Consider the following 22,677-nt stretch of genomic DNA (forward strand, 5'->3'; position numbering starts at 1 on the left):
GACAGCCAATAGCTGCCCTGTTGATATGCCTTCAGGAATGCGTCCCAATGCTGTTCTTTTGCCTGAGAGATTCACCATTACGGTTTGCTCCTTCGGCGACGATAACTCGTTCTCTCGAGCATTGTTCATTCGCAAATTTTTAATTGTCTTTACGACTACATTATAACCCCAATTTTTAGAAAATAGCAAGCGCTTTAATTCATTGTCTAGGAAAGTGCATTAAAGGGTCTGCATTATCTGATCGACGACGGTTTTTGGGGTTGAAGTGGCATCGATCTCAATTGCTGAAGTGCTGCGGTATAGATCAAGACGTTCTTCGTATAGTTTCTTCACCGATGCCTTATCTTTTACTAAAGGTCTGTTCATATCCTCACGGATCCTATTATAAAGCGTTGGAAAATCTGCATGAAGATAGATGATCGGCTGATCCATCTCCATAAGAAGCCTTCTTGAGGCTGCATACGTCACCACGCCTCCGCCTGTCGCAAGAATGTCCTGCTTAGGCAGTGCTTTTAGGACATCATATTCACGTAGCCTGAAACCTGTCTCACCTTCAGCTGCAAATATTTGGGGATGGTCATCCCTGAGGATTTTACGATTTCTTCATCAAGGTCACGGACTTCCCTTTCCATATGTGCACCAAGCAATTTTGCGACCGTAGTCTTCCCGCTCCCCATAAAGCCTATAAGGATCATATCCTCACCCCAGTATATCTTGTATCCGCGTATTATAGATTTCGATGAAATTGGATTGTATTTCAATGATCATCATGAAGCGGTTATGATAATGATAGTACACGCCTGCCATATATATCAATACAATATACATCGAGAAGCTGAAGAAACCTTCATTTGATAAATGTAATCTGTTCTTCATTTTCCATTCCCTTCCCGAGAAACGAGAGGATGATGGACTCATCCGTCTCTTCAACCTTAAATTCGGTGACATTGAACATTACCGTAACGTAACCTTTGTCCCCCACTGTCTTAATGATTCTCGAGCCATGTCTTCTATAGCGTACTTTAGTTGTCTTATCCATGAAAACAATGGATTCCTGGCTCGGCTCATAATCAGTGGCTGTACTATCCTTATATGACTGGCTGATATCGATTATGAAAAAATCATGTTCGAACTCCATTTCCTCTTCTTCATAATTGAATAGCGCGAGTAATGAAGGCAATAGAGCCATTATAAAAGTAGCGATGCCCAAGCTGACAAGTACTTCTAGGTAAGTGAATCCTGAATCATTTTTTGATTTTGATGCATTCTCCGCTCGCTTTGCCACATATTCTGCCTCCTTCGACAACCCAGTTCTCGGTCTGACTGATGAATGTCTCCCGATCATCGTAGGAGAGTAACTCAATGTATAGCGTCCGATGTAATTCCAGTTGGATCTGCGTTTCTTCGGCTGTAGTTTGAATTGTAATGACTGCCGGCACCAGAGTGACGGCAATGATACTGAGGCACAGCATCGCAAGCAGTCCATCAATCAGCATGAACCCTTTTTCATTCGACACGGAACCGCCCCCTCTCAATCTGGAAAATGAATCTTACAGAAGAACCTGGACAGTCTAAACTTATGGTGCCGAACTTGTTCGCATCACCATCTGGCTTAAAGATGATGCGCTCGAGCCCGCCTGAATTGAGCTGGCACCACTCAGGTGTATAGGAATTAAGTATATTGCCATCCCGGCTACGTAGATGAAAAGTGTTGCCGGCACGGTCGATATCGACAATATTATAAGATTTTGAAGCCATCGCCTCCGTCTGGGCGTTATAGAAGAAATGGCTTATCCGTTCTATGTCCCCTTCTGTCCCGCCTGCTTCGTAGTCAGGTATACTGACTACGCCAATAAGCAATATGATGCTGACGATGAATAATGTCAGCATCATTTCAAGAAGCGTAAAACCATCATGGCGTGCGTGCTGCTTTGCCATTGGTGACGGCAATGGTGTCTCCGTTCGCACATGTAACTTGGTCGTCGGTCAAATACTCAGGTACGAGTGCATTGATTGAAGCAGGCGGCGCGCCCTCGTTCAATGTATAGGATTCCACTTGGCTCTGGACCATCCTTACTTGCGCTTCACATCCTGTGTCCTGGACGTTTGCACTTTGGGCCGCTATGTTCGGAATGATCAGTATGATCAGCACTGATATGACCAGTAGCACCAACAGCATTTCAATCAGAGTAAATCCTTCTTCACCGTTTGCCTTCATTTTTCCTTTAAAATATTTTTTCATCTGTTTCCTCCTAGTTTATCGCAGACATCATCTGGAATATCGGTAGTATTATAATCAGATATAAGCAGATGATGAGGACTCCGAGTATTGCGAAGATTACGGGTTGTATCTTCTTCGTTATATTTTCCACATACATGATAAGACGCTCCAACGTGTATTCGCTGAACATGATAAGCTCCTTGCCGACGCTGCTGTTCTGTTCGCCGTGACTGACGAACACAGCCAATTTGGCATCAAGCAATTCTACCTCGCCCAGGACAAGTGACAGGCTTTCACCATTCATCAAGCCATCCTTTATGGACTCCGACATATATCTTAGATAGCCATTTATTTCCTGATGAATGAAAAGGTCAAGAATCTCCTTCACTTCAAGTCCATTATTCAGAAAATAGCCGAACTCCCGTGAAAACCTATATGTCTGATAGCCGGTAAAAAAATAATTCACTAAAGGTATCTTGGTAAATATACGAGATTTCAATGCCACGTCCTTGATGGAAAAGATAGCTGATATAGCAATACAAGCCACAACTCCGGTTATAAAGCACACCAGGAGTGCTATAGGCAACGCATCAAGCGCTTTGATGAGCAGTGCCACAATCCCTTGAGATTGTGTGCCCATGGCACTGTAAAGGCTTTTGAATTGGGGGATGACTGTAAAATTGAGGGTCAATAGAAGCCCTACAAAGATTGTTATCAGCAACAAAGGATACTGCAACGCCTTAAGCAGTTTCGAACGCGTATTCCTCACGTATTCGATATACCTTGCAGATTCCCGCAACGTCTCCAATACTTTCCCATGTATTTCAGAAAATGCAATTTGGATAATGACTGAATTGCCATATCCCATATCCTTAAGTAATTTTCCAAGGCTTTTTCCTTCTCGGACGGCCTCTATCATCTGCAGTCGATCTTTTGGTTTCAGCACATCATATTGTTCCAACAGGAAAAGCAGTGACTGCTGCATAGTGAAGCCAGTTTCAAGCAAATCAGCGAGCTTGATCAGAAAGTGGGCATCATATTTGCCGAGTTTATTTGAATTTATCCTCGTAAAACCTAAACTCATCCGCATTCAGCCCCCTTCATCAAGCATAAGGATCAGGCGGTCGTGCAGTGTCCCATAAACAACGGAACCGGTCTTCAAAAACTCTTGTATCTCTGTATTTCCAAGCGTTTCATAAATGATATAAGATCCTTTTTGAGTATGGATGAGACGCTGGTTTATGATCAATGAGATACTTTGTATCATCTCTTCATCATAGAGCCCAAAATCTTTAAGGCGACTGAGTGCGGCCACAGCAGATTTGCTGTGGAATGTACTGAATACAAGGTGTCCCGATAAACTTGCCCTAAGTAGGTTGGACGCGATATTAGCATCCCTTATCTCCCGAACATTATGACATCCGGGTCACACCTCAACACACCTTTTAGCAGAGGCTCGTAGTCGATTTGTGCTTTTTCATTGATCTCAACCTGTACAATCCCTTCCTGCTCATATTCAATCGGGTCTTCAATGCTGATTATTTGCCGTTCCCCTCTTGCTGCGACCTCCCTGATCAACCGATGCATCAGTGTCGATTTCCCGGAACCGGTGGGACCTGTGAACAGAATCAGACCTTGCTGCCGGTTGATGTAGTCCTGGAAGAAGTCGTATTCAGAAGTGGTGCTGAATAGTTCATTCGATGCCTTATCTTCCATCAGGTTGAGGATTCGTATGACGACCACTTCGTCCATAAGCGAGACTGGTAGTGTACTGACCCTGAGGTTGACGACTTCTTCATCAATCAGGATTGCGGTGCGGCCACTCTGCGGGACACGATGTTCGTTGATGTCGAGATCTGCAATGAATTTCAGATAGTTGATGGCTCGCCTATAGACTTCAATGTCGATCACTTCGAGCAGCTGCATCTTTCCGAGGCAACGGATCCTCACATGCGCCATTTCACCTTCAGATGTCAAGTGGACATCCGTGGCCTCCTCAAGCATTGCATCTTTTAAAATCGTTTCTATAAGCTTTTTCATTCTTCACCTCCACCTTATATATGGGTAAAAGTGAAGGAATTGATCTTTTCTGAAATAAATTGATGAATTTCCCCTTATTGGCATAGTTTTTGTTGTATAATAGTGAATAATGGAAATGGATTCCAAACCATTTGATTTATTTAGTATTTACTTTAATATCTTCTTTATTTATAATTGACTATGATATGTAAAGTAAGGATGAAAGGACTGTTCTTATGGATAAAGTATTCAAGACACTCGGCTTTTGGACTGGTGTATTTGCAATCCTCTTCTATGTCGGTGACATGATGGCGATGACATTGCTGTTTCTCGCGCAAACCGGATTCTTCATTCTCCTCGGTTACATGAAATTGACAGAAAGGATGTACATGTACGTTTTTGCTGCATACCTCGTCCTTTTCTTTGTAGGTTTTACGTACTTCACTACATTTTTACTCGAGCCGAGATTTGGTTGATCATGTTTAAAAGGACCGTACAGATTCAAATCTGTACGGTCCTTTTTCTATTTCCTCACAAAAGGATTTGTCTTCTTTTCATACCCGATGGTGGTCTCCGGGCCGTGCCCTGGGTATACAACGATCTCATCATCGAGCATATACATCTTGCTGCGGATGCTGTCGATCAAGGTGCTATGGTCTGCTTGATATAAATCTGTCCTTCCTATCCCACCGTTGAACAGGACATCACCTGAAACGATGAAGTCGTTAAAAAGATAGCTTAAGCTTCCAGGTGAATGGCCCGGTGTATAAAGGACCTCGAACTCAAACTTACCAATCGAATGACGACCTTCTTCTAGAGGTATTGGCTGTATATCGGCTGTTATAATAGGCAAGCCCATGTCCGTATACTTGGCCGACCCATTCTTTGCCGGGTCGGCAAGCCACTCAAGCTTCTGGGCGCCCCATCCAGGTTTTAGCATCATAATGATTGGCGATATCTTCGAGTGCTCCGATATGATCGAAATGGGCGTGGGTCAGCAAAATCCCTTTGACGGTCTGATCCAACCCGATAGCCTCCTTGATCTTTTCAGGCTCTCCAGATGGATCGACGATCAGTACCTCTTCTCCTTCACGCAGCAGATAACAATTCGTTTCCAATGGCCCAAGGGGTAAAGTTCTTATTTCCATAAATGATCCTCCTTAAAATCTCCTCGACAAAGTACATTTTTAATTATACAATATATATGAGAATAAAGAGATTATGGGAGGTTGAGCATCATGCCATTCATTGATACGGGTGAGCTGTTTGAAATTGGCGGCGTAACGATCCACATCGGGATCAATACTTTTTCCCTGCTGATGCTGATGATTTCAATCGTCGGTATATGGGGATTGGTGGCGGCAGTCAAAAATAAAAATCTGTTGGCGGTACTTTTCAGTCTAGCAACAGTTGCCACTTTTGGTTTCTTCGCAATCGCGACTATATTTACATACGGTTATCCAGACCTCGGGCACTAGGCTGGACCGTTTATATAAAAAAGGCAAATCCTCTAGAGGATTTGCCTTTTTTGTCATTTCAGTAGTGCTTCGGCACGTTTCATCTGTGCGATTACTGCCTCTGTGCCGGTGCCACCCCGGCTGTTCCTTCTGTCAACTGATGTGCGGGGGAGAGTTGATCATAGATGTCGTCCTCTATTGAAGAGTGATGTTGCTTGAATTCCTCTAGGCTAAGATCTTTGAGGTACTTGCCGGAATGGATGCACTTTAAAACAAGTTTCCCCACCACTTCATGAGCCTTTCTGAAAGGCACTCCCTTCTGCACCAGATAATCAGCCAGTTCTGTAGCATTTGAAAAATCTTCTGATACCGTCTCCTCCAGCACTTCCTCATTTATGGACAGAGTCTCCAACATGCCGTTCATTATCTCTAGGGACCCCAAAACAGTCGTCACTGCATCAAATATTCCTTCTTTATCTTCCTGAAGGTCTTTATTATAGGTCAAGGGGAGGCCTTTGACCAACATCAACATGCCCATCAGGGCACCGGTCGTCCGTCCGCTTTTTCCGCGGATCAGTTCTGCCATGTCAGGATTCTTCTTCTGTGGCATCATGGAGCTCCCGGTAGTGAATTGGTCGGACAGCTGAATGAAATTCGCTTCTTCGCTCATCAGAAGATGATTTCTTCCGATAACCTCGACAGATGTATCATCACGAGGCTGATATTTGAAAGGGTTTCAATGATATAGTCACGGTCACTGACGGCATCCATACTGTTTTGGTATATATCGGAAAAGCCAAGGAGGTCGGCGGTCATCTCGCGATCAATATCGAATGTCGTGCCGCTGATTGCCCCCGCTCCAAGCGGTGATAGATCGATGCGCTTCAATGACTCCCTGAAGCGCTCCCCATCCCTTTGCAGCATCCAGAAATATGCCATGATATGATGCGAAAAGAGGACTGGCTGTGCCCTTTGAAGGTGAGTGTAGCCAGGCATGATGACATGGATATTTTCCTCGGCAAGTGCGAGTATGGTCTTTTTTAGACTATTGATGCTTTCTATAATATGTTCTACTTGTTCTTTGATGTATAGATGCATATCTGTCGCCACCTGATCATTACGGCTTCTCCCTGTGTGCAGTTTGCCGCCCACCTCCCGATTTTATTGATCAGTGCGCGTTCGACATTCATATGGATGTCTTCATGCTGTACGGACAGTTCCATCCGCCCCGCATTGAAATCCTCCATCACCGCCTTTAACCCGGAGATGATCTGTTCTGCTTCGTCTTCGCTTAAAATCCCCTTCTTCTCCAGCATGGTTGCATGTGCAATACTACCTTCTATATCTTTCTCGATGAGTATCTTGTCAAAATGGATGGAAGCATTGAATGCTTCCACCCAACCCAGTGACTCGCCTTGGAATCTTCCGCCCCATGCCTTTTTAGTCATAAAGTTTCACACCGTTATCAAGCATCGCCTTTACTTTGGTCGGCAATCCGAAAATTTCAATGAACCCTACAGAAGCATCTTGATTGAAAGCATCTTCATTGGTATAGGTTGCAAGTTTTTCATCATACAAGCTGTTGTCGGAACGCCTGCCGGTGACCGTCACATTGCCTTTGTACAGTTCAAGGCGCACTTCGCCGTTAACTGGCTGCTGCATGTCTTTAAGCATTTTCCTGAGGGACTCCGACAATGGGGAGAACCACAGCCCGTTATAGATCTGCTCTGTGAATTTCTGCTCGATGGATGGTTTGAAGTGCGCAATGTCTTTTGTCAATGTGATCGTTTCAAGGTCGTGCTTCGCTGTAAGGATCACCTTCGCACCTGGTGTCTCATACACTTCGCGTGATTTGATACCAACGAGCCTGTTTTCGACATGGTCTATCCTCCCGATACCGTGGACTCCGGCAATCTCATTCAATTTGATGATCAGTTCATCCAACTCGTAGAACACACCATTGAGGGCTTTTGGCAGTCCATTTTCAAAATGCAGTACAAGTTCTTCCGTTTCGTCAGGGGTTTCCTTGATGTTTCTGGTCAGATCATATGCATCTTCCGGTGGCTTGGCCCAAGGATCCTCAAGCACACCGCATTCATTGCTCCTGCCCCACAGATTCTGGTCTATCGAATAAGGCGAGTCGAGGTTTACCGGGATGGGAATCTGCTTTTCTTTGGCATAATCGATCTCCTCTTCCCTACTCCATGTCCATTCACGTACTGGTGCAAGAACCTTAAGTGCAGGATCAAGGCTTTTGATGGCCACTTCAAAGCGGACTTGGTCGTTGCCCTTACCTGTGCAACCATGGGCGACATAGTCTGCATTGGATTGGTGTGCAACTTCCACGAGTTTCTTGGAGATTAAAGGGCGACTCAATGCAGATACTAGTGGATATTTTCCTTCATACATAGAATTTGCATAAATTGCATAAGAAACGAAGTCGTCTGCAAACTCTTTTGTAGTATCTATCACATATGATTCAATCGCCCCCATATCCAGAGCTTTTTGTTGGACCTTATCTAAGTCTTTTCCTTCTCCGACATCTAGGCACAACGCCACAACATCGTATCCTTTATCTATAAACCACTGAATTGTCACACTTGTATCCAAACCGCCTGAATAGGCCAATACTACTTTTTCATTCATCTTCATACATCCCCTCGTCTTTAGAATAATTTAAATAATATCATTATAAACATTCGTAATCAAGTATATTTATTCATTTATCTGCATTTCAGCATTTTACAAATATTTCAGTTGACTCTATAATCATCAGTAACTGAATAAAAGGAGCGTTTAGTATGAGATATGTATTTATAACCGGAACAAGCCGTGGCCTTGGCCATGCTATGCTTGACATCTTCAGGGAAGATCGGATTATCAGCATCTCCCGTTCCAAAGTCGAAACGGATGTTGAGCTTTATAAAGAATTTCATGTGGATTTCCTGGATGAACAGAAATTGGAAGAGATGTTGCCTGAAATATTCAATTCCATCTCGCCGGAAAAAGGGGACGAGATATACTTGATCAACAATGCAGGCATCGTAGGGCCGGTTCATTCCATTGCGAACATGGATGCTCAAGGATTCATGAAAAACTATAAAATCAATGTACTGGCCCCAGCACTGTTGATGAAAGGCTATGTCAATGCCTTTAGTGACATTCAAGCTGCGAAACGCATCCTTACGGTTTCCAGTGGCGCTGCTTTAAATCCGATGGAAGGTTGGTCAGCATATTGCAGTTCTAAAGCGGCAGTAAATATGGTGAGTGATGTTCTACGCCAAGAGATGGATCGGTTGGACTACCCGATATTCACCGCCACCTACAGGCCCGGAGTTGTCGATACGGATATGCAGGGGGAAATCCGTTCTGCGGACCCTGAAGAGTTCCCGGACCTTGAAACCTTCAGAAAGCATAAATCTTCCAATCGTCTATATCCACCGAAAGTCGCTGCCTACGTCGCAAAACGCATCATCACATCAGACAATTTCGGTTTTTCCGAAAGCTACAGCATCAGCGATTTCCTCTAATAAAAAAAAGCAGCCTTGGCTGCTTTTTTTATGTTAAAAATTGTTTCACGAGCCGTGCGGCTCCGTATATTCCTGCATCGTTACCGAGTTCAGCAAAGACGATCTCAGTATTTTCATAGGCTGGTGGAAACGTAAGGCGCTTATAATGCTCCCGTATCTTCTCCATAAGGATCTCACCGGCCCGGCTGACGCCGCCACCGATTATGATGTAGTTCGGGTTGGTGAGGACGGATATATCACTCAACGCAAGGCCAATGAACCCGGCGACTTCGTCAAGTACCTTCATGCCGAGCGTGTCCCCGACCTTTGCCGCTTCAACGACAGCCGCGGATGTTACCGTGCCTTCTTCCAGGGCTTTAGAGAGTGTGGTTTCCACACCATTGTGAAAATGATGTCTGGCAAGGTTCACAATACCTGTGGCAGAGGCCACCTTCTCAAGACACCCTTTCTTGCCACAGTTGCATTGGAACCTCCTCTTCGTATCAACGTTAAGATGGCCGATCTCGCCTGCAGCGCCTCCATGACCATGAGCAAGCAGGCCGTTGACGACGATACCGCCTCCAACTCCTGTACCGAGCGTCACCATGACCACATCGTCATACCCGCTTCCAGCTCCTTTATGCTGCTCACCGAGCGCTGCAACATTGGCATCGTTATCCACGATTGTTGGGATGCCGCTCATCTTCTCAAATTCATATGAAATTGGCTTTTTACCATCCCAATTCAAGTTGATCGCACCGTTTATAATGCCATTTTTAAAATCAACCGGGCCTGGGACTCCGAGACCGACACCAGCAATATCCGTCAAGTCCAAGCCATGATTCGCGGTCTCTTTTATGAAAGCTTCATAGATATCTTCCAGTATCCTGCCCCGTCTGGCAGTGTTTCTGTTGGAATTTCCCATTTATGGAGCAATTCCACATCATCCGAAAATAATCCTAGTTTGCAGGTCGTACCCCTATATCTGCCGCCAATATATTATCCATGCTCAGCCGTCCTTTCTGTGTCTTAGAATCAACAGGGCTTCGGCATATTCTTTCTTATCGAGCAGCCCGGCCTTGTATAATTCCTTGATTTCCATTTCCATCATAAGGAGCATATTGCTCCTATCCCTATCATATACATATATGCCAAAACGTCTCAGCAGTTGGTTGATGTGGTTTAGATCCTTATTCATTTCCATAATACTCCTTGGTGATGAGCCTCAATTCTTCGTCTTTAATTCTCTTAATGTTCAAGTCGTCCAGAATTCGGCCCATGGCTTCATAGTCTTTATCCTTTCTGAGTTTAAGCAGCTTGTGCTTCACTGCCCACTCATGTTTCGGATTCATCTCAAAGCTTTTCTCATGGTACTGTTCAGCAAGGTCATAGTCTCCCGTGTACTCAGCAATAAGTCCGAGTACGTGGTAGGTACCTGCTGTATCATCACCTTCATTAACCGCTTCAGTGACGATGCCAAGTGCTGCACCATAGTCCCCGGCTTGAAGCTTCGACATTGCTTCCTGGTTATGCGACGGTTCTGCGTCCGAGCCCATCACCATAAAATATGAGACTGCTGCAATTAACACCAGCAGAGAAATGGATGCTATGGCCCACACCCGTTTGAAATATTGACGGTTAAACAGTATGCCAAGCAATCCCCCAAGCAGAAGTCCACCGAAATGCGCATAATGATTGATGTTCGCCATGATTTGGGAGATGAATGATAATACCACAAATAAAATGGCGACCTGCAGAAGCAGCTTCAAGTCGATTTTACCTCTGATCAACAGATGTACAATCAGAATGCCGATCAGGCCGTATACTGCCCCACTCGCGCCGAGGGAAGCCCCTTCAGTGATGAACACCAGTGAAAAGAGACTTGATAGTATGCCTGTCAATACATAGGCGATGGCCAAGCGCCACTTTCCATAGAGCACTTCTATGAATTTTCCGGCTATGAATAAAGCAAAGATGTTAAACAGGAAATGCTCGACGGTGACGTGCAGGAAGCTGCTGCTCAAAAGTCTGTATAAATCCCCGGAAACCACTGCAGAGTGGCTGACAGCCAGCTGCTCTGTAAGCTGGAAGGAACCGACTATATGGATAAGGATGAGATTGAGCAGGAACACAACCAGATTGATTGCGGTCAATAAATATGTCATCGGAGTGAAGCGGATCATATAGCGTTCAAAAGGATGCCGGCTCAACAATCGTTTCTGGTAATGCGCGGCAGGCTTGGATTGTTTATATTTCAAGTCTAATCTATAGAAAGGATTATCGATCAGAGTGCCGTAGTCTTTGATCCCCTCGTGGGTAATCTCTACGCCATCCGCTTCGAATCGTTCGGACGCCCCGTCCGCATCAGGATAATAACTTTCAACATGACGCACCACCCCATGCTGACCGCGGATAAACAGGCGGTGTAGTATATAGTCGACGGCGTCCTCAGATGATGTGTCTACATTTGTGGCATGCAGGCACATCATACTCGCTTTTTTATCGTTTTTAAGCCATATCACTTCACGACTCTGGTCGAAATCGTAAAACGTATAATCTGTATAACGGGTCACTTCGTAGGCGGTGCGCCATATATCAGGCATCTTCATTTCTCTTCTCTGCTGCATCTATCGTACGCTCTGGTGTAATCAATATATCTACAGGGATATCATGGGGTTCGACAATGACTTCACCAAGCTGCTCTTCAAAAAGTAATGATACTTTCAGGCCGGTATAGTTTGCCAGAAACTTGTCATAATACCCGCCCCCATATCCGATCCGGTAGCCGGTTTGAGAATAGATGAGGCCTGGGACCAGGATGAGACCAGGTGCATTGTTGACGCGCTCGGCATCCTCTGGCACCTCAATCCCTTTTCATCTTTTACAACCGCATCAAAAGAAGAGAACTCGCAGAAGTTCATCACTTTCTGGTCGTAGTTGCATACGGGTGTATAGATTTCTATTCCTTGCGATTTCAATTGACTGATGATGCCATCGGTATCCATTTCGTGCGGCATCGACAGCACGATGCCGACTGAAGTGATGTTCAATTGACTGATATATTCAAGTAGCTTGGTTTTTAAAGTTTCCTCCTTGCGCTTCTTGTCAGAAGGATCGAGCGAAGCCAGCCTGTCCATCATCTCTTTTCGCATATCTTTCTTATTCATTTCAAAAGCCTCTCTTTCCGCATTTCATTTCTATCTTTCATTATAATCATTCCACCGTCAAATCAAAAGCCGTCAGTTGCAATAACTATTATACACCGCCATCTCAAGCACTATAAATCCAAAAAATAAGGCACCTTTAAAGGTGCCTTACTGTCCGTACACGAGTTTCGGATAAAAAGTATCTGTATTATATTGATAATTCGGTTTAGGTGACTGCTCATAATAGAGTTCATAATACTTATTGACGACATCGCGGCCTAAGTACTGTCCAGGGAAGAAAGGAACCGTATAGGGCATATTCGGGAAGATGACGGCGAATGCCATATCCGGATCATCATACGGCGCGTAGCCTGTATATGTCTGGTTCAGGACCTCTATTCCTTCAAATTCTGTCTCGGCCGTACCAGTCTTGCCTGCAGCCTTTGGTTCGAGCTCATGATAGGCATCCCAGCCGGTGCCGTATCGATTCGTTGCGGTGTCATGCGTGTTGAACACATCATAGAACCCTTTATGGATCTGCTCCAGCTCTTCTGGAGAATACAGTACAGTATTCAGCACTTTGCCATCGAAGGATTGCAGCAGTGTCCCTTCCCCGTTGGCATCTCCACTGCGCACTTCTTTTGCCATATGAAGTCCAACCCTGTTTCCGCCATTTGCAATGGTGGACATGTACTGGGACAGTTGGAGTGCAGAATACGTGTCATACTGTCCGATGGATAGGGATAATAAATTTGATGGGTTGTTTGTCAGATCCGGACTGAGCCCGGTGGCTTCGTTCGGCAGATCAATGCCCGTCGACACCCCGAGGCCGAATTGATTCAAGCCATTCCTCAATTTGTTCGCGCCACCTGTAATATCCGTCGGCAATGACATTCCCGGTGTATAGCTGAAATCTGCCAGCCCCATGGCGATCTTCATCATGTAGACGTTGGAAGAGACCATCAGCGCTTCCTGGTCATCTATCGCAACTTTGCTGTCGCGGTTGAAGAATGAAGATTTTGTATCATCCCTGCAAAATTAAGGGGCTCATCGATCATCACTTCCCCGGCTCGATGATGTCATTTTGATAGCCGGTTGTGACTGTGGCACCTTTTATGGAGGAACCTACCGGATAGGTTGAGGTAAGCGCACCATAATGGTAATCGACGATTTCACCATTTTCATCGAGCTGTTTTCCGACCATGGCCAGCACATCCCCATTATTCGGGTCCTGCACGACAAGAACAACTGTGTTCAAATATTCCGGGATGATCGTGTAATCGAGTTCCCCGGTCCTATTATTGCGTGCCGCCACTTCCTCAGCCATCTTTCTGAGGGATGTGAGGTGATGTTCGGCAATCTCTTCAAGTTCAAGTTGAAGTTCGATATCGATGGTGAGATACAGGTCATCGCCCGGCTCCCCCTTCTTGACCGTTTCCTGCTTAAGTATTTTACCTGATTTGTCGGTGGAATATTTAACCTGTGCCTTTTCACCGCGCAGAACATTTTCATATTGGTATTCAAGGTAGGTTTTACCTACTCTGTCATTACGCGAATATCCCCTTGCCATATAGTAATCGAGCAGTTCTTTTGGCAACCCTTCTTCTGATGAGGATACTTCTCCGAGAACGGTCTTAAGGGTGGAGTCATACGGATATTCACGTTCCCAGTCCATCCCGGTGGAAATGCCTTCCAATGAATCAAGCGACTCATTCACGGCCGCGAACTCGGACTCGGTCACGTCCTCACTCTTAACGACTACAGGATTGAGTTCCCGGGCGTTGACCATCTCGACGAAGACGGCGATCGTGTTGAGATCTTCTTCTGACAGAATGTCTGATAGCTGTTGGTCATCGATTTGCCTATATAACTCTTCATTGAACTGTTTTTGTGAAATATTGCCATTATCGAGTAAGGTCTGTTCTTTTTTCATTATCTTTTCTACTTCTTCCGGATAACGGTTGATCAGATAATCCTGTTTATCCCTAAGGGAGATGTTTTCAGTATCCATCTCGATGTAATCCGATAACTTCAGGGCGACATCCATTATTTCACCGGAGGACATATTCCGGTGACGGGTGAAATAGATGGCTTTCTTGGAAGCATTGCCGACAAGCAAGTTGCCATTCCGGTCGTATATTTCACCGCGCGGCACATTTTGGTTGATCTCTACATACTGGGCATTCTCCACCTCTTCCTGGTACATATCCCCTTTGACGATCTGCAGATAACCTATGCGGAATATGAGTGCCAGGCAAAGAAGGAAGACGATCAGCATGATTATGTTTATCCTGGATTTCATCACTTGATTATTTATGGTTTCAAGACTCTTGGTTTTGGCTCTTTTCAATAAAACTCATCCTCTTTTACCTGAAAAATATGTAATGTCATTCTATCACATTATGGAATCTTTGGTTCTGGAAATCAAAAAAGGGACGGTTGCCCGTCCCATTCCCATTGCTTGGAATTATTTAGCATTGCTGTACAATTCGCTTACCTTATCCCAATTGACGACGTTCCAGAAAGCTTTCAAGTATTCTGGACGTTTGTTTTGGTATTTCAGGTAGTAGGCATGTTCCCAAACGTCAACACCGAGGATAGGTGCCTTGCCGTCTGTTACTGGGTTGTCCTGGTTAGGTGTAGATACGATTTCGAGCTCACCATTGTTTACAACGAGCCAAGCCCAGCCGGAACCGAAGCGTCCAGCACCTGCTGCTTCAAATTCTTCTTTGAATTTGTCTACAGAATCGAATTTGGATTCGATTGCGTCTTTGAGTTCACCAGAGAGTTCTTTTGTTTCTGGAGTGAGGAGCTCCCAGAATAGTGAGTGGTTAAGGTGTCCGCCACCATTGTTTCTCACTGCTGTTTTCTTGTCTTCAGGAACTGAATCCAGATTTTAATGATGTCTTCAATGGACTTGCTTTCAAGGTCTGTGCCTTTGACAGCGTCATTGAGTTTAGTTACATAGGTGTTATGATGCTTTGTATGGTGGATTTCCATCGTTTCTTTATCGATGTGTGGTTCCAACGCATCATATGCATAAGGTAGTTCTGGTAGTTCAAAAGCCATAGTAAATTCCCCTCCATAGTGATTTGTTTACATACCAAATATATCAATTCAATGATAAAATGACAAATGTATTGCACATTGGTATGGATTATTCAGCCTAAGGGCTGAGTGACGCCTGCACTACAATACATTAGTACAAAAGGAAGCGTTACAAGATGAAACTGTTCACTTTTTACAAGCGTCTGCTTACATTTGAGAAATACCCGCTTTTTAGAACGGCAAACTTCAAACACATGCTGTTGAATATATTCGTCATCTCATTGCTTATCGCATTGCCGAACATCATTGCGCTTTTTCAAAGTGCCAATGCTGCGGCTGGACTTGCAGACATCGAATCGGAAATTCCGGAATTCTCCATTGTAGATGGCCAATACGTCGGTGAGGATGAAACTGTGTCAATAAAAGGGAATGATGTCCTTTTCAGCAGTGAAGTCGCCACCGATTCAGTAGAAGATCGCAATGTTCTGATCGGTTTCGTAAAAGACGGCATATACATCCGTGATGTGCAAAACACTGGGTTCGACTATTCCTATATCGGCGACGTCAAGGATGATGAGGGGCTCAAGACTTTCATATCCCAACAATCTTCAAGCCTTTATTTCTACGTGTCAGTATATGTGGTCTTCTTTATATTTGTGGTCATGTTCTTTAGCGTCATCTTCATGTCGATCCTTGCCTATCTCTTCCATACATCTTCGGCATTGCTGAAACGGAAATCGCGCTTTATGAACTGGTACAAATTCATTTCCTTTGCAACTGCGTTCATCCTCTTGCCGATGGCTCTAGTCGAGCTGCTTTCGGGAAGCATGCTCTGGTCCCTATATCTTTTGACGTTGCCGTTCTATATCCATTACTTCAGGAAACTGCCGGTCATGAAAACGTAATCAGTAGGCATTACATTTACATTTCTGGCCGGTTTCTAGTATAATTGCTAGTGATTTAGAGTATCATCATATACATGAGGAGCTTGATTATGTCCCAAATAACACATCGTACTAATACAAGACCTGTAAAGGTTGGCGATTTGACGATCGGCGGTTCCGATCAGATCATCATCCAAAGCATGACGACGACAAAGACACATGATGTCGAAGCGACAGTCGCAGAAATCAATCGTCTTGAAGAAGCAGGATGCCAGATAGTACGTGTTGCATGTCCTAAAGAGGAAGATGCACTCGCCATTCCAGAAATAAAAAAACAGATCAATATTCCACTCGTTGTGGACATCCATTTTGACTATAAGCTCGCCCTTCTCGCTGTAGAAGGCGGCGCAGATAAAATCCGCATCAATCCAGGCAATATCGGACGCCGGGAGAGAGTCGAAGAAGTGGTGAAGGCGTGTAAAGCGAAAGGCATCCCGATCCGCATCGGCGTCAATGCCGGAAGTCTTGAGAAACACATCATTCAAAAATACGGTTATCCGACAGCCGACGGCATGGTGGAGAGTGCCCTGCACCACATCAAGATCTTGGAAGACCTTGATTTCCACGATATCATCGTCTCCATGAAGGCCTCAGACGTCAACTTGGCGATAGAAGCGTATGAGAAAGCGGCAGCAGCATTTGATTATCCGCTGCACCTCGGCATCACTGAGAGTGGTACCCTATTTGCCGGTACTGTGAAAAGTTCTGCGGGACTCGGTGCCATCATTTCACGCGGCATCGGCAATACGATGCGCATATCCCTATCTGCCGATCCTGTTGAAGAGATCAAAGTCGGAAGAGAACTTCTGAAAAGCTACGGTCTGGCAAGTAACGCAGCCACTCTCATTGCATGCCCGACATGTGGCCGTATCGAGATCGACTTGATTTCAATCGCGAATGAAGTGGAAGAATATATTTCATCCATCAAGGCACCGCTTAAAGTGGCGGTACTTGGTTGTGCAGTAAACGGACCAGGCGAAGCTCGCGAAGCGGATATCGGTATAGCAGGTGCCCGTGGGGAAGGACTTCTTTTCATGCACGGTAAGACAGTCAGAAAAGTGCCGGAAGAAACGATGGTCGATGAGCTCAAGAAGGAAATCGATATACTGGCTGAAGAACATTACGAAAAAGAACGTAAAGCCAAAGAAGAAGCGGCAAATAAATAACACAGCAAAGTGTCCCGGACAACTTAAATTGGTTGCCGGGACTTTTTTGTGCCACATAAATCAACTGATTGGAACATAGTATACTGACAGGAAAGATACCTTTAACAATCGTTGCAAAAAACTCTTCGAAGAAATATTATGCCATATCATATTTCCTTATGTTCTGGAGGTTAATTACATAGCTGAGGATGAGTAGCATTATGGCGAAAACGATAGTATAGACTGGTAAGTGATAGAGATAAAAATTCATTCCCGGCATATTCTTGTCCATCTGACTGATATTGACCAGGGGCATAAAATGAAATAACCATGTCAACACCATAGGGACCCCATATATAAAATATCCAGTAAACAGATATCGCAGCCAATACTTTGCAAAGCCAAGATAATAAAAGCTCATCATTATAAGGCTTATACCCATTAACATTACAAAACCATATGCATAATAGGTGGTCTGAGTAAGCGTCATGTAACTGCCAAAAATAGCGGTTGTCAAAGCCATCATGAGTATATAGTAAAGATAGTCGCCTGTGATGATATTTCTTTTCGTGTTAGGCAGTGAAAAGTAGAAGTGATGGTTGCCATCCTGCTTCATCATATGATGGATGCTCAGATAACTCGAAGTTGTGTAAAGTACTGCAATAATATTTAACAAATCGATGAACGGCATTAGTACTTCTTTATAATCTGATATGAAAATCGTGGTGAAAAGATTTATAAAGATTACGGACATGCCGAAATACCATATCCACTTGGACAAGAACATATTCAAATAGAGTTGCTTATTCATTATCTACCCCTCTTTTCGTATTTTTTAAGAAGTACATAATTTCTTCTATAGTCAGATTTTCAATTAACACTTTATTTCCATAGAGCTCTTCAAGGGCTTGATGTTCTCTTGTCATTGCTTCAAAACCGAGTGCATTCGTAGTTGTACCGATTAATAGTTCATCCGCATCTTCGATAATTTGAAGGTCTCCCTTCACTTTTTTATAGGAGTCAAAAAGTACTTCTCTCTCCATATCAAACACTATTTCCCCTTCATCTATCATTACGATATAGTCGGCAATTTTCTCGAGATCTGTGGTAATGTGGGTACTGAAGAGTATAGTTGTATTTTCTTCCATCATGAGTGTCTGCAAAATATCTAGCAATTCTCTCCTGAATGTCGGGTCAAGGTTTGAAGTTGGTTCATCTAAAATCAGTAGTTCAGCCTCATGGCTCAACGCAACAGCAATGGAAAGCTTCGCTTTTTCCCCGGTGGAAAAGTATTTTATTTTGCTTGCTTCATCTATGTTGAATCGTTTCAAAAAGCTAAAGAATTTATCGGGCCGCCAATTTTTATAGTAGACTGCCAAAAGTTTATTAAGTTTTTTCGGGCTGATATTTTGAGGGAGATAGTTTTCCGACATAACCACTCCAATGCGGTTCAGCAGTGCTTCCCTTTCCGTCTCGAGGTCTTGGCCCAATATGCTAATCTGCCCCTCATCCTGTTTCTTCAATGACAATATATGCTGAATTAAAGTGGATTTTCCTGCACCGTTCTCGCCTATCATCCCAGTGATATATCCTTTCCTGATGTTTAGCGTAATATCTTTCAATCTGAATCGTCCCATATCCTTGTTTAATCCAGTGATGGTTAAAGCATTCATTATTGCTCTCCCTCCATTACTTTCATCATCTCCATCAGTTCTTCAGTAGACAACTCGATCTTATTCGCGGTTGAAATCAGGTCTTTCAATTTCTTTTCAACTTCGATTAATATCTGTTCTCTTCTACTTTCGTTATCCTGTTCCTTAACAAATGTGCCCTTCCCAACGACGGAATATACATACCCTGAAGCTTCAAGATCCTGATACGCTCGTTTGGTAGTGATGATACTAATGCTCAGTTCCTTTGCCAGAGCCCGCATCGATAACAGGGGCTCCCCCGGTTTCAATGTGCCAGTTATAATGTGACGTATGATTTCGTTTTTCAACTGTTCATATATCGGTACATCACCCTGATTTGAAATTTTTATATCCAGATCCATCACCTCCCCCGTACATAATGTATATATATAATATACACACTATGTACTATTAGGTCAACAAAAAACCAGAATCTAATAGATTCTTGGCTTCCTTACATGCGCCACACAAACCATAAAGCTCTATTTTATGGTTTTTTATTTCGACATCCTCCAACTCGCTCTGCCATGTTTCCACTGGACAGTAGCGGATGACTTTCGTCTCACCACAGTCATCACAGATGAAATGGTGATGGTGATGTGTCGTGCAGGCTATCTTATAATGCATTTCCCCGGATAATGTCGTCTGCTCAAGGACTTCAATATCTTTTAGGGTATACAAGTTTCGGTAAATGGTGTCGTAGCTCATGCCAGGGTACTCTGGTTTAAGAATCTCCTGGATGTCTTTTGCACTCATGTAACGGTCCCCTTCAAGAAGCGTTTCAATCATGCGCATCCTTTTCTCAGTTACTTTAAGCTTATTCTTTCTTAATTTATCTTTATATTGATTCAGATTGTTCCCCATCTTTTTCACTCCTATGTGATCCAGTATAATGGCACCCATGAGGATAGCTAATGATACAAGTACGATTGTGCCGCCTGGTGAAATATCCAGATGAAAACTTATAAAAAGTCCGATGATGACGGCAATTTCACCAAATATGACGCTCATTGCCATAAGCTGCTTAAAGCTTGAGGTGACACGCATGGCAGAAGCGACGGGCAGGGTCATCAAAGCACTGACAAGCAGTATGCCGACAATCCTCATCGAAGCGCTGATGACGAGTGCAACGACCACGATGAACAGGAAATGGATCCATTTGCTGATGTTCATCACATCTGCATATTCTTCATCGAAGGACACTAGAAACATCTCTTTGTATAGGAAGAATATGAAGACCAATACAATGACCCCGATTGAAGCGATCAATGTGAGGTCAAACAAGTTGACGGCACTGATGCTCCCGAACAGATAGCCGAAGAGATCCTGATTGAAGCCATCCGCCAGTGACAGAAACAATACGCTCAATGCCACACCAAAGCTCATGATGATTGGAATGGCGAGCTCCTGATAATGCTTGTAGACTGTACGGAGGCGTTCAATCCCTAGAGCACCGAGTATCGAAAACAATATACCGGTAACCAGGGGATTTATGGCCGTGCCGATAAGGGAGGACAGATAGACCCCGAATGTAATGCCACCAAGCGTCACATGGCTGAGTGCATCTGCAATCAGGGAAAGGCGCCTGATGACGATGAATGTACCAATGAGTGGTGCAATCAATCCGGCGATCAGGCCGCTGATGACTGAGTATCTTATAAAGTCATATTCAAAGAATGCCTGAATCATTCACAGCAGCTCCTCTCATGATCGTGGGAGACCAACTGCAGCGGAAAGCCGTAAATCTTCGAAAGTTCTGCTTCCCCAAGATTTTTGAACTCATGGTTGCTGCCATGGAAGTGAAGGTGTTCATTGAGGCACGCCACTTCGTTGGCATGGTCCACCACTACACCGATGTCATGGGTGACCAGGAGAATCGTCACGGATTGTTCCTTAAGGCGGAGCAACACGTCATAGAACTCCTTTACATGCTTGGCATCTATTCCGACGGTCGGTTCATCAAGCACGAGTATGCTCGGCCTGTTGATCAGTGCACGCGCGATGAAGACACGCTGGGTCTGGCCGCCCGACAATTGGGAAATGTTCTTATCCTTCAGCTCCACTATGTTCAAAAGCGCAAGCACTTCATCCAGCTTGTCGTAGTCTTCTTTTTTGAAACGGCTGAACAGTCCTTTGGACTTTGTCAGGCCACTCAGTATGACTTCACTGACAGTCGCTGGGAATCCTTTTGCGAAACTGTTGGATTTCTGTGATACATAGCCGACTTCCTGCCATGCCTGAAAGTGGCGCAGGCTTTTGCCGTTGATGTATATTTCCCCAGTCTGAAGCTTCAAGACTCCAAGGATCAATTTGATGAGGGTCGTCTTGCCCGACCCATTTGGTCCCACGAGTGCTACAAAGTCTCCTTTGTGTACTTTCAGATTAATGTCTTTTAAAGCTTGGGTCGTTTCCATCTTGTCTTTATAGACATATGAAATATTTTTCAGTTCGAAAATGGGATGCTCCATGGTGGTTGCTCCTTCGATTTATGATCATCATAATATTATAGAAGAATCATTACAGTTTGTAAATAGGAATGATTACGAAATAAAATAGAGAGGAAGGCCTGAGCCTTCCTCTCTATTGTGCTTCTGTATCTGCGATCATAGGATTTATTTCTTCTTTAAGGGATGGATTGAATGTACCCTCTTTAAGCATTTCAATTTCATGTTTGTAAGGTGCTACCCTATTCTTTTTATCCGGCCCGACGAATGGGGTTTCAAGTATTTTAGGGATATCCTTGAAATCAGGATGATGCACGATGTGGTGCAGGGCGTCAAAACCGATATGTCCGAAACCGATATTCTCATGGCGGTCCTTATGCGCACCGCGTTCGTTCTTAGAGTCGTTGATGTGGAGGACTTTAATCCTGTCCTTGCCGATGATGCGGTCGAATTCCTCCATCACGCCTTCGAAATCATTGACGATATCATAACCGGCATCGTGGACGTGGCATGTGTCGAAACAGACGCTCAACCGTTCATCATGTTCCACACCTTCGATGATCTGAGCCAACTCTTCAAATGTACGGCCGACTTCCGTTCCCTTTCCGGCCATCGTTTCAAGAGCTATCTGTACATCATGGTCATTCTCAAGCACTTGGTTCAATCCATCGATGATCGACTGGATGCCGCGCTCAGCCCCTGTTTCGACATGGCTGCCGGGATGTAGGACGATCTGTCTGCTACCTAGATGTTCTGTTCTGACGATTTCTTCCTGAAGGAACTCTACACCATGTTCAAAGACCCCTTCCCGTTCGGAATTTGCGATATTGATGATGTAGGGCGCGTGGACGACGATATTCGAAATGCCGTTATCCGCCATGTGGCGTTTGCCGGCTTCTATATTCAAGTCTTCTATCTTCTTTCTTCTCGTGTTCTGGGGAGCACCGGTATAGATCATAAAAGTACTCGCTCCAAAACTTGCAGCTGAGATGCTGGCTGCTTCCAGCATCTTTTTCCACTCATCGAGACATGTGATCCTATAAGCATTGTATC

At 44.3% G+C, this 22,677-nt stretch carries 25 protein-coding genes, 7 pseudogenes and 1 riboswitch; of the genes and pseudogenes, 5 read left to right on the forward strand and 27 right to left on the reverse strand.

Annotated elements, in window-relative coordinates:
• Positions 1-40: 40 nt before the first annotated feature.
• Positions 41-129: riboswitch (glycine riboswitch) on the reverse strand.
• Between the two features lie 90 nt (positions 130-219).
• The 8 genes and pseudogenes from ACYF68_RS08105 to ACYF68_RS08140 all read right to left on the reverse strand — a co-directional run bounded on the left by ACYF68_RS08105 (position 220) and on the right by ACYF68_RS08140 (position 4,261).
• Positions 220-695: pseudogene (locus ACYF68_RS08105) on the reverse strand (shikimate kinase).
• A 4-nt stretch (positions 696-699) separates the two neighbouring features.
• The gene (locus ACYF68_RS08110) at positions 700-876 is read right to left on the reverse strand and encodes a hypothetical protein (protein ID WP_344702836.1); all 177 of its coding nucleotides are present in this window, start codon (positions 874-876) and stop codon (positions 700-702) included.
• Positions 848-1,285 carry a competence type IV pilus minor pilin ComGF gene (locus ACYF68_RS08115; RefSeq protein ID WP_344702834.1) on the reverse strand — a complete coding sequence of 146 codons (438 nt, stop codon included), beginning with the start codon at positions 1,283-1,285 and terminating at the stop codon, positions 848-850. The genes ACYF68_RS08110 and ACYF68_RS08115 overlap by 29 nt, the downstream gene beginning before the upstream one ends.
• Positions 1,245-1,517 (reverse strand): hypothetical protein, encoded by a 273-nt coding sequence (locus tag ACYF68_RS08120; RefSeq protein WP_461046263.1) that lies wholly within the window; start codon positions 1,515-1,517, stop codon positions 1,245-1,247. Before ACYF68_RS08120 ends, ACYF68_RS08115 begins: the two co-directional genes overlap by 41 nt.
• The gene (comGD, locus tag ACYF68_RS08125) at positions 1,507-1,950 is read right to left on the reverse strand and encodes a competence type IV pilus minor pilin ComGD (protein WP_461046265.1); all 444 of its coding nucleotides are present in this window, start codon (positions 1,948-1,950) and stop codon (positions 1,507-1,509) included. Before comGD ends, ACYF68_RS08120 begins: the two co-directional genes overlap by 11 nt.
• A complete protein-coding gene (gene comGC / locus ACYF68_RS08130; RefSeq protein ID WP_344702828.1) occupies positions 1,913-2,242 on the reverse strand; it encodes a competence type IV pilus major pilin ComGC in 330 nt (109 codons plus the stop codon). The genes comGD and comGC overlap by 38 nt, the downstream gene beginning before the upstream one ends.
• A gap of 10 nt (positions 2,243-2,252) precedes the next feature.
• On the reverse strand, positions 2,253-3,305 hold the full coding sequence (gene comGB, locus ACYF68_RS08135) for a competence type IV pilus assembly protein ComGB (protein ID WP_344702826.1): 1,053 nt from the start codon (positions 3,303-3,305) through the stop codon (positions 2,253-2,255).
• 6 nt (positions 3,306-3,311) lie between these two features.
• Positions 3,312-4,261, reverse strand: a pseudogene (locus ACYF68_RS08140) (ATPase, T2SS/T4P/T4SS family).
• A gap of 215 nt (positions 4,262-4,476) precedes the next feature.
• Between ACYF68_RS08140 and ACYF68_RS08145 the strand changes: the two are divergent.
• On the forward strand, positions 4,477-4,716 hold the full coding sequence (locus ACYF68_RS08145) for a DUF2626 family protein (protein WP_344702823.1): 240 nt from the start codon (positions 4,477-4,479) through the stop codon (positions 4,714-4,716).
• Positions 4,717-4,763: 47 nt separating this feature from the next.
• Here ACYF68_RS08145 and ACYF68_RS08150 read toward each other — a convergent pair whose 3' ends face one another.
• On the reverse strand, positions 4,764-5,183 hold the full coding sequence (locus ACYF68_RS08150) for an MBL fold metallo-hydrolase (protein WP_461046267.1): 420 nt from the start codon (positions 5,181-5,183) through the stop codon (positions 4,764-4,766).
• The gene (locus ACYF68_RS08155; RefSeq protein ID WP_461046269.1) at positions 5,146-5,388 is read right to left on the reverse strand and encodes an MBL fold metallo-hydrolase; all 243 of its coding nucleotides are present in this window, start codon (positions 5,386-5,388) and stop codon (positions 5,146-5,148) included. The genes ACYF68_RS08150 and ACYF68_RS08155 overlap by 38 nt, the downstream gene beginning before the upstream one ends.
• Before the next feature lie 90 nt (positions 5,389-5,478).
• Here ACYF68_RS08155 and ACYF68_RS08160 point away from each other — a divergent pair, with 90 nt between their 5' ends.
• Entirely contained in the window at positions 5,479-5,718 is a 240-nt protein-coding gene (locus ACYF68_RS08160; protein WP_461046271.1) for a DUF2759 domain-containing protein, read from the forward strand.
• A gap of 53 nt (positions 5,719-5,771) precedes the next feature.
• On the opposite strand, the pseudogene argH reads toward ACYF68_RS08160, so the two are convergent.
• Both argH and ACYF68_RS08170 read right to left on the reverse strand, forming a co-directional pair.
• Positions 5,772-7,145: pseudogene (gene argH, locus ACYF68_RS08165) on the reverse strand (argininosuccinate lyase).
• Positions 7,138-8,343 (reverse strand): argininosuccinate synthase, encoded by a 1,206-nt coding sequence (locus tag ACYF68_RS08170; protein WP_344703086.1) that lies wholly within the window; start codon positions 8,341-8,343, stop codon positions 7,138-7,140. Before ACYF68_RS08170 ends, argH begins: the two are co-directional and overlap by 8 nt.
• A gap of 155 nt (positions 8,344-8,498) precedes the next feature.
• On the opposite strand from ACYF68_RS08170, the gene ACYF68_RS08175 reads away from it, so the two are divergent.
• Entirely contained in the window at positions 8,499-9,227 is a 729-nt protein-coding gene (locus tag ACYF68_RS08175) for an SDR family NAD(P)-dependent oxidoreductase (RefSeq protein WP_344702819.1), read from the forward strand.
• A gap of 28 nt (positions 9,228-9,255) precedes the next feature.
• Here the strand turns inward: ACYF68_RS08175 and ACYF68_RS08180 are convergent.
• The 8 genes and pseudogenes from ACYF68_RS08180 to ACYF68_RS08215 all read right to left on the reverse strand — a co-directional run bounded on the left by ACYF68_RS08180 (position 9,256) and on the right by ACYF68_RS08215 (position 15,421).
• A pseudogene (locus tag ACYF68_RS08180) lies at positions 9,256-10,213 on the reverse strand (ROK family glucokinase).
• A gap of 2 nt (positions 10,214-10,215) precedes the next feature.
• The gene (locus ACYF68_RS08185; RefSeq protein WP_344702170.1) at positions 10,216-10,404 is read right to left on the reverse strand and encodes a YqgQ family protein; all 189 of its coding nucleotides are present in this window, start codon (positions 10,402-10,404) and stop codon (positions 10,216-10,218) included.
• Positions 10,397-11,833 carry a rhomboid family intramembrane serine protease gene (locus ACYF68_RS08190; protein WP_344702168.1) on the reverse strand — a complete coding sequence of 479 codons (1,437 nt, stop codon included), beginning with the start codon at positions 11,831-11,833 and terminating at the stop codon, positions 10,397-10,399. The genes ACYF68_RS08185 and ACYF68_RS08190 overlap by 8 nt, the downstream gene beginning before the upstream one ends.
• A complete protein-coding gene (locus ACYF68_RS08195) occupies positions 11,802-12,026 on the reverse strand; it encodes a 5-formyltetrahydrofolate cyclo-ligase (protein ID WP_461047546.1) in 225 nt (74 codons plus the stop codon). The genes ACYF68_RS08190 and ACYF68_RS08195 overlap by 32 nt, the downstream gene beginning before the upstream one ends.
• A complete protein-coding gene (locus ACYF68_RS08200) occupies positions 11,930-12,373 on the reverse strand; it encodes a 5-formyltetrahydrofolate cyclo-ligase (protein WP_461046275.1) in 444 nt (147 codons plus the stop codon). Before ACYF68_RS08200 ends, ACYF68_RS08195 begins: the two co-directional genes overlap by 97 nt.
• A 147-nt stretch (positions 12,374-12,520) precedes the next feature.
• Positions 12,521-13,315, reverse strand: a complete 795-nt coding sequence (locus ACYF68_RS08205) for a penicillin-binding transpeptidase domain-containing protein (RefSeq protein ID WP_461046277.1) — start codon at positions 13,313-13,315, stop codon at positions 12,521-12,523.
• 94 nt (positions 13,316-13,409) lie between these two features.
• Entirely contained in the window at positions 13,410-14,702 is a 1,293-nt protein-coding gene (locus ACYF68_RS08210) for a penicillin-binding transpeptidase domain-containing protein (protein ID WP_461046279.1), read from the reverse strand.
• A 117-nt stretch (positions 14,703-14,819) separates the two neighbouring features.
• Positions 14,820-15,421: pseudogene (locus tag ACYF68_RS08215) on the reverse strand (superoxide dismutase).
• Positions 15,422-15,576: 155 nt separating this feature from the next.
• Between ACYF68_RS08215 and ACYF68_RS08220 the strand changes: the two are divergent.
• Both ACYF68_RS08220 and ispG read left to right on the forward strand, forming a co-directional pair.
• Positions 15,577-16,305 carry a DUF1189 family protein gene (locus tag ACYF68_RS08220; protein ID WP_344702160.1) on the forward strand — a complete coding sequence of 243 codons (729 nt, stop codon included), beginning with the start codon at positions 15,577-15,579 and terminating at the stop codon, positions 16,303-16,305.
• Between the two features lie 89 nt (positions 16,306-16,394).
• A complete protein-coding gene (ispG, locus tag ACYF68_RS08225) occupies positions 16,395-17,510 on the forward strand; it encodes a flavodoxin-dependent (E)-4-hydroxy-3-methylbut-2-enyl-diphosphate synthase (RefSeq protein ID WP_425568351.1) in 1,116 nt (371 codons plus the stop codon).
• A gap of 136 nt (positions 17,511-17,646) precedes the next feature.
• Here ispG and ACYF68_RS08230 read toward each other — a convergent pair whose 3' ends face one another.
• From ACYF68_RS08230 to ACYF68_RS08260, 7 genes and pseudogenes are all read right to left on the reverse strand, one after another.
• Positions 17,647-18,300 carry a hypothetical protein gene (locus tag ACYF68_RS08230; RefSeq protein ID WP_344702156.1) on the reverse strand — a complete coding sequence of 218 codons (654 nt, stop codon included), beginning with the start codon at positions 18,298-18,300 and terminating at the stop codon, positions 17,647-17,649.
• A complete protein-coding gene (locus tag ACYF68_RS08235) occupies positions 18,293-19,111 on the reverse strand; it encodes an ABC transporter ATP-binding protein (RefSeq protein WP_461046281.1) in 819 nt (272 codons plus the stop codon). Before ACYF68_RS08235 ends, ACYF68_RS08230 begins: the two co-directional genes overlap by 8 nt.
• Positions 19,112-19,161: 50 nt before the next feature.
• Positions 19,162-19,542: a GntR family transcriptional regulator gene (locus ACYF68_RS08240; protein WP_344702152.1), complete on the reverse strand. Its 381-nt coding sequence runs from the start codon at positions 19,540-19,542 to the stop codon at positions 19,162-19,164.
• A gap of 49 nt (positions 19,543-19,591) precedes the next feature.
• Positions 19,592-20,044, reverse strand: a complete 453-nt coding sequence (locus ACYF68_RS08245; RefSeq protein WP_461047548.1) for a Fur family transcriptional regulator — start codon at positions 20,042-20,044, stop codon at positions 19,592-19,594.
• Between the two features lie 3 nt (positions 20,045-20,047).
• A pseudogene (locus ACYF68_RS08250) lies at positions 20,048-20,869 on the reverse strand (metal ABC transporter permease); the annotation flags it as partial.
• Positions 20,866-21,648, reverse strand: coding sequence for a metal ABC transporter ATP-binding protein (locus ACYF68_RS08255; RefSeq protein WP_344702146.1), 783 nt, complete (start codon positions 21,646-21,648; stop codon positions 20,866-20,868). The pseudogene ACYF68_RS08250 and the gene ACYF68_RS08255, both read right to left, overlap by 4 nt.
• Before the next feature lie 112 nt (positions 21,649-21,760).
• Positions 21,761-22,671: pseudogene (locus ACYF68_RS08260) on the reverse strand (deoxyribonuclease IV).
• Positions 22,672-22,677 lie beyond the last annotated feature (6 nt).

This window comes from Salinicoccus sp. CNSTN-B1 (genome assembly GCF_054792835.1).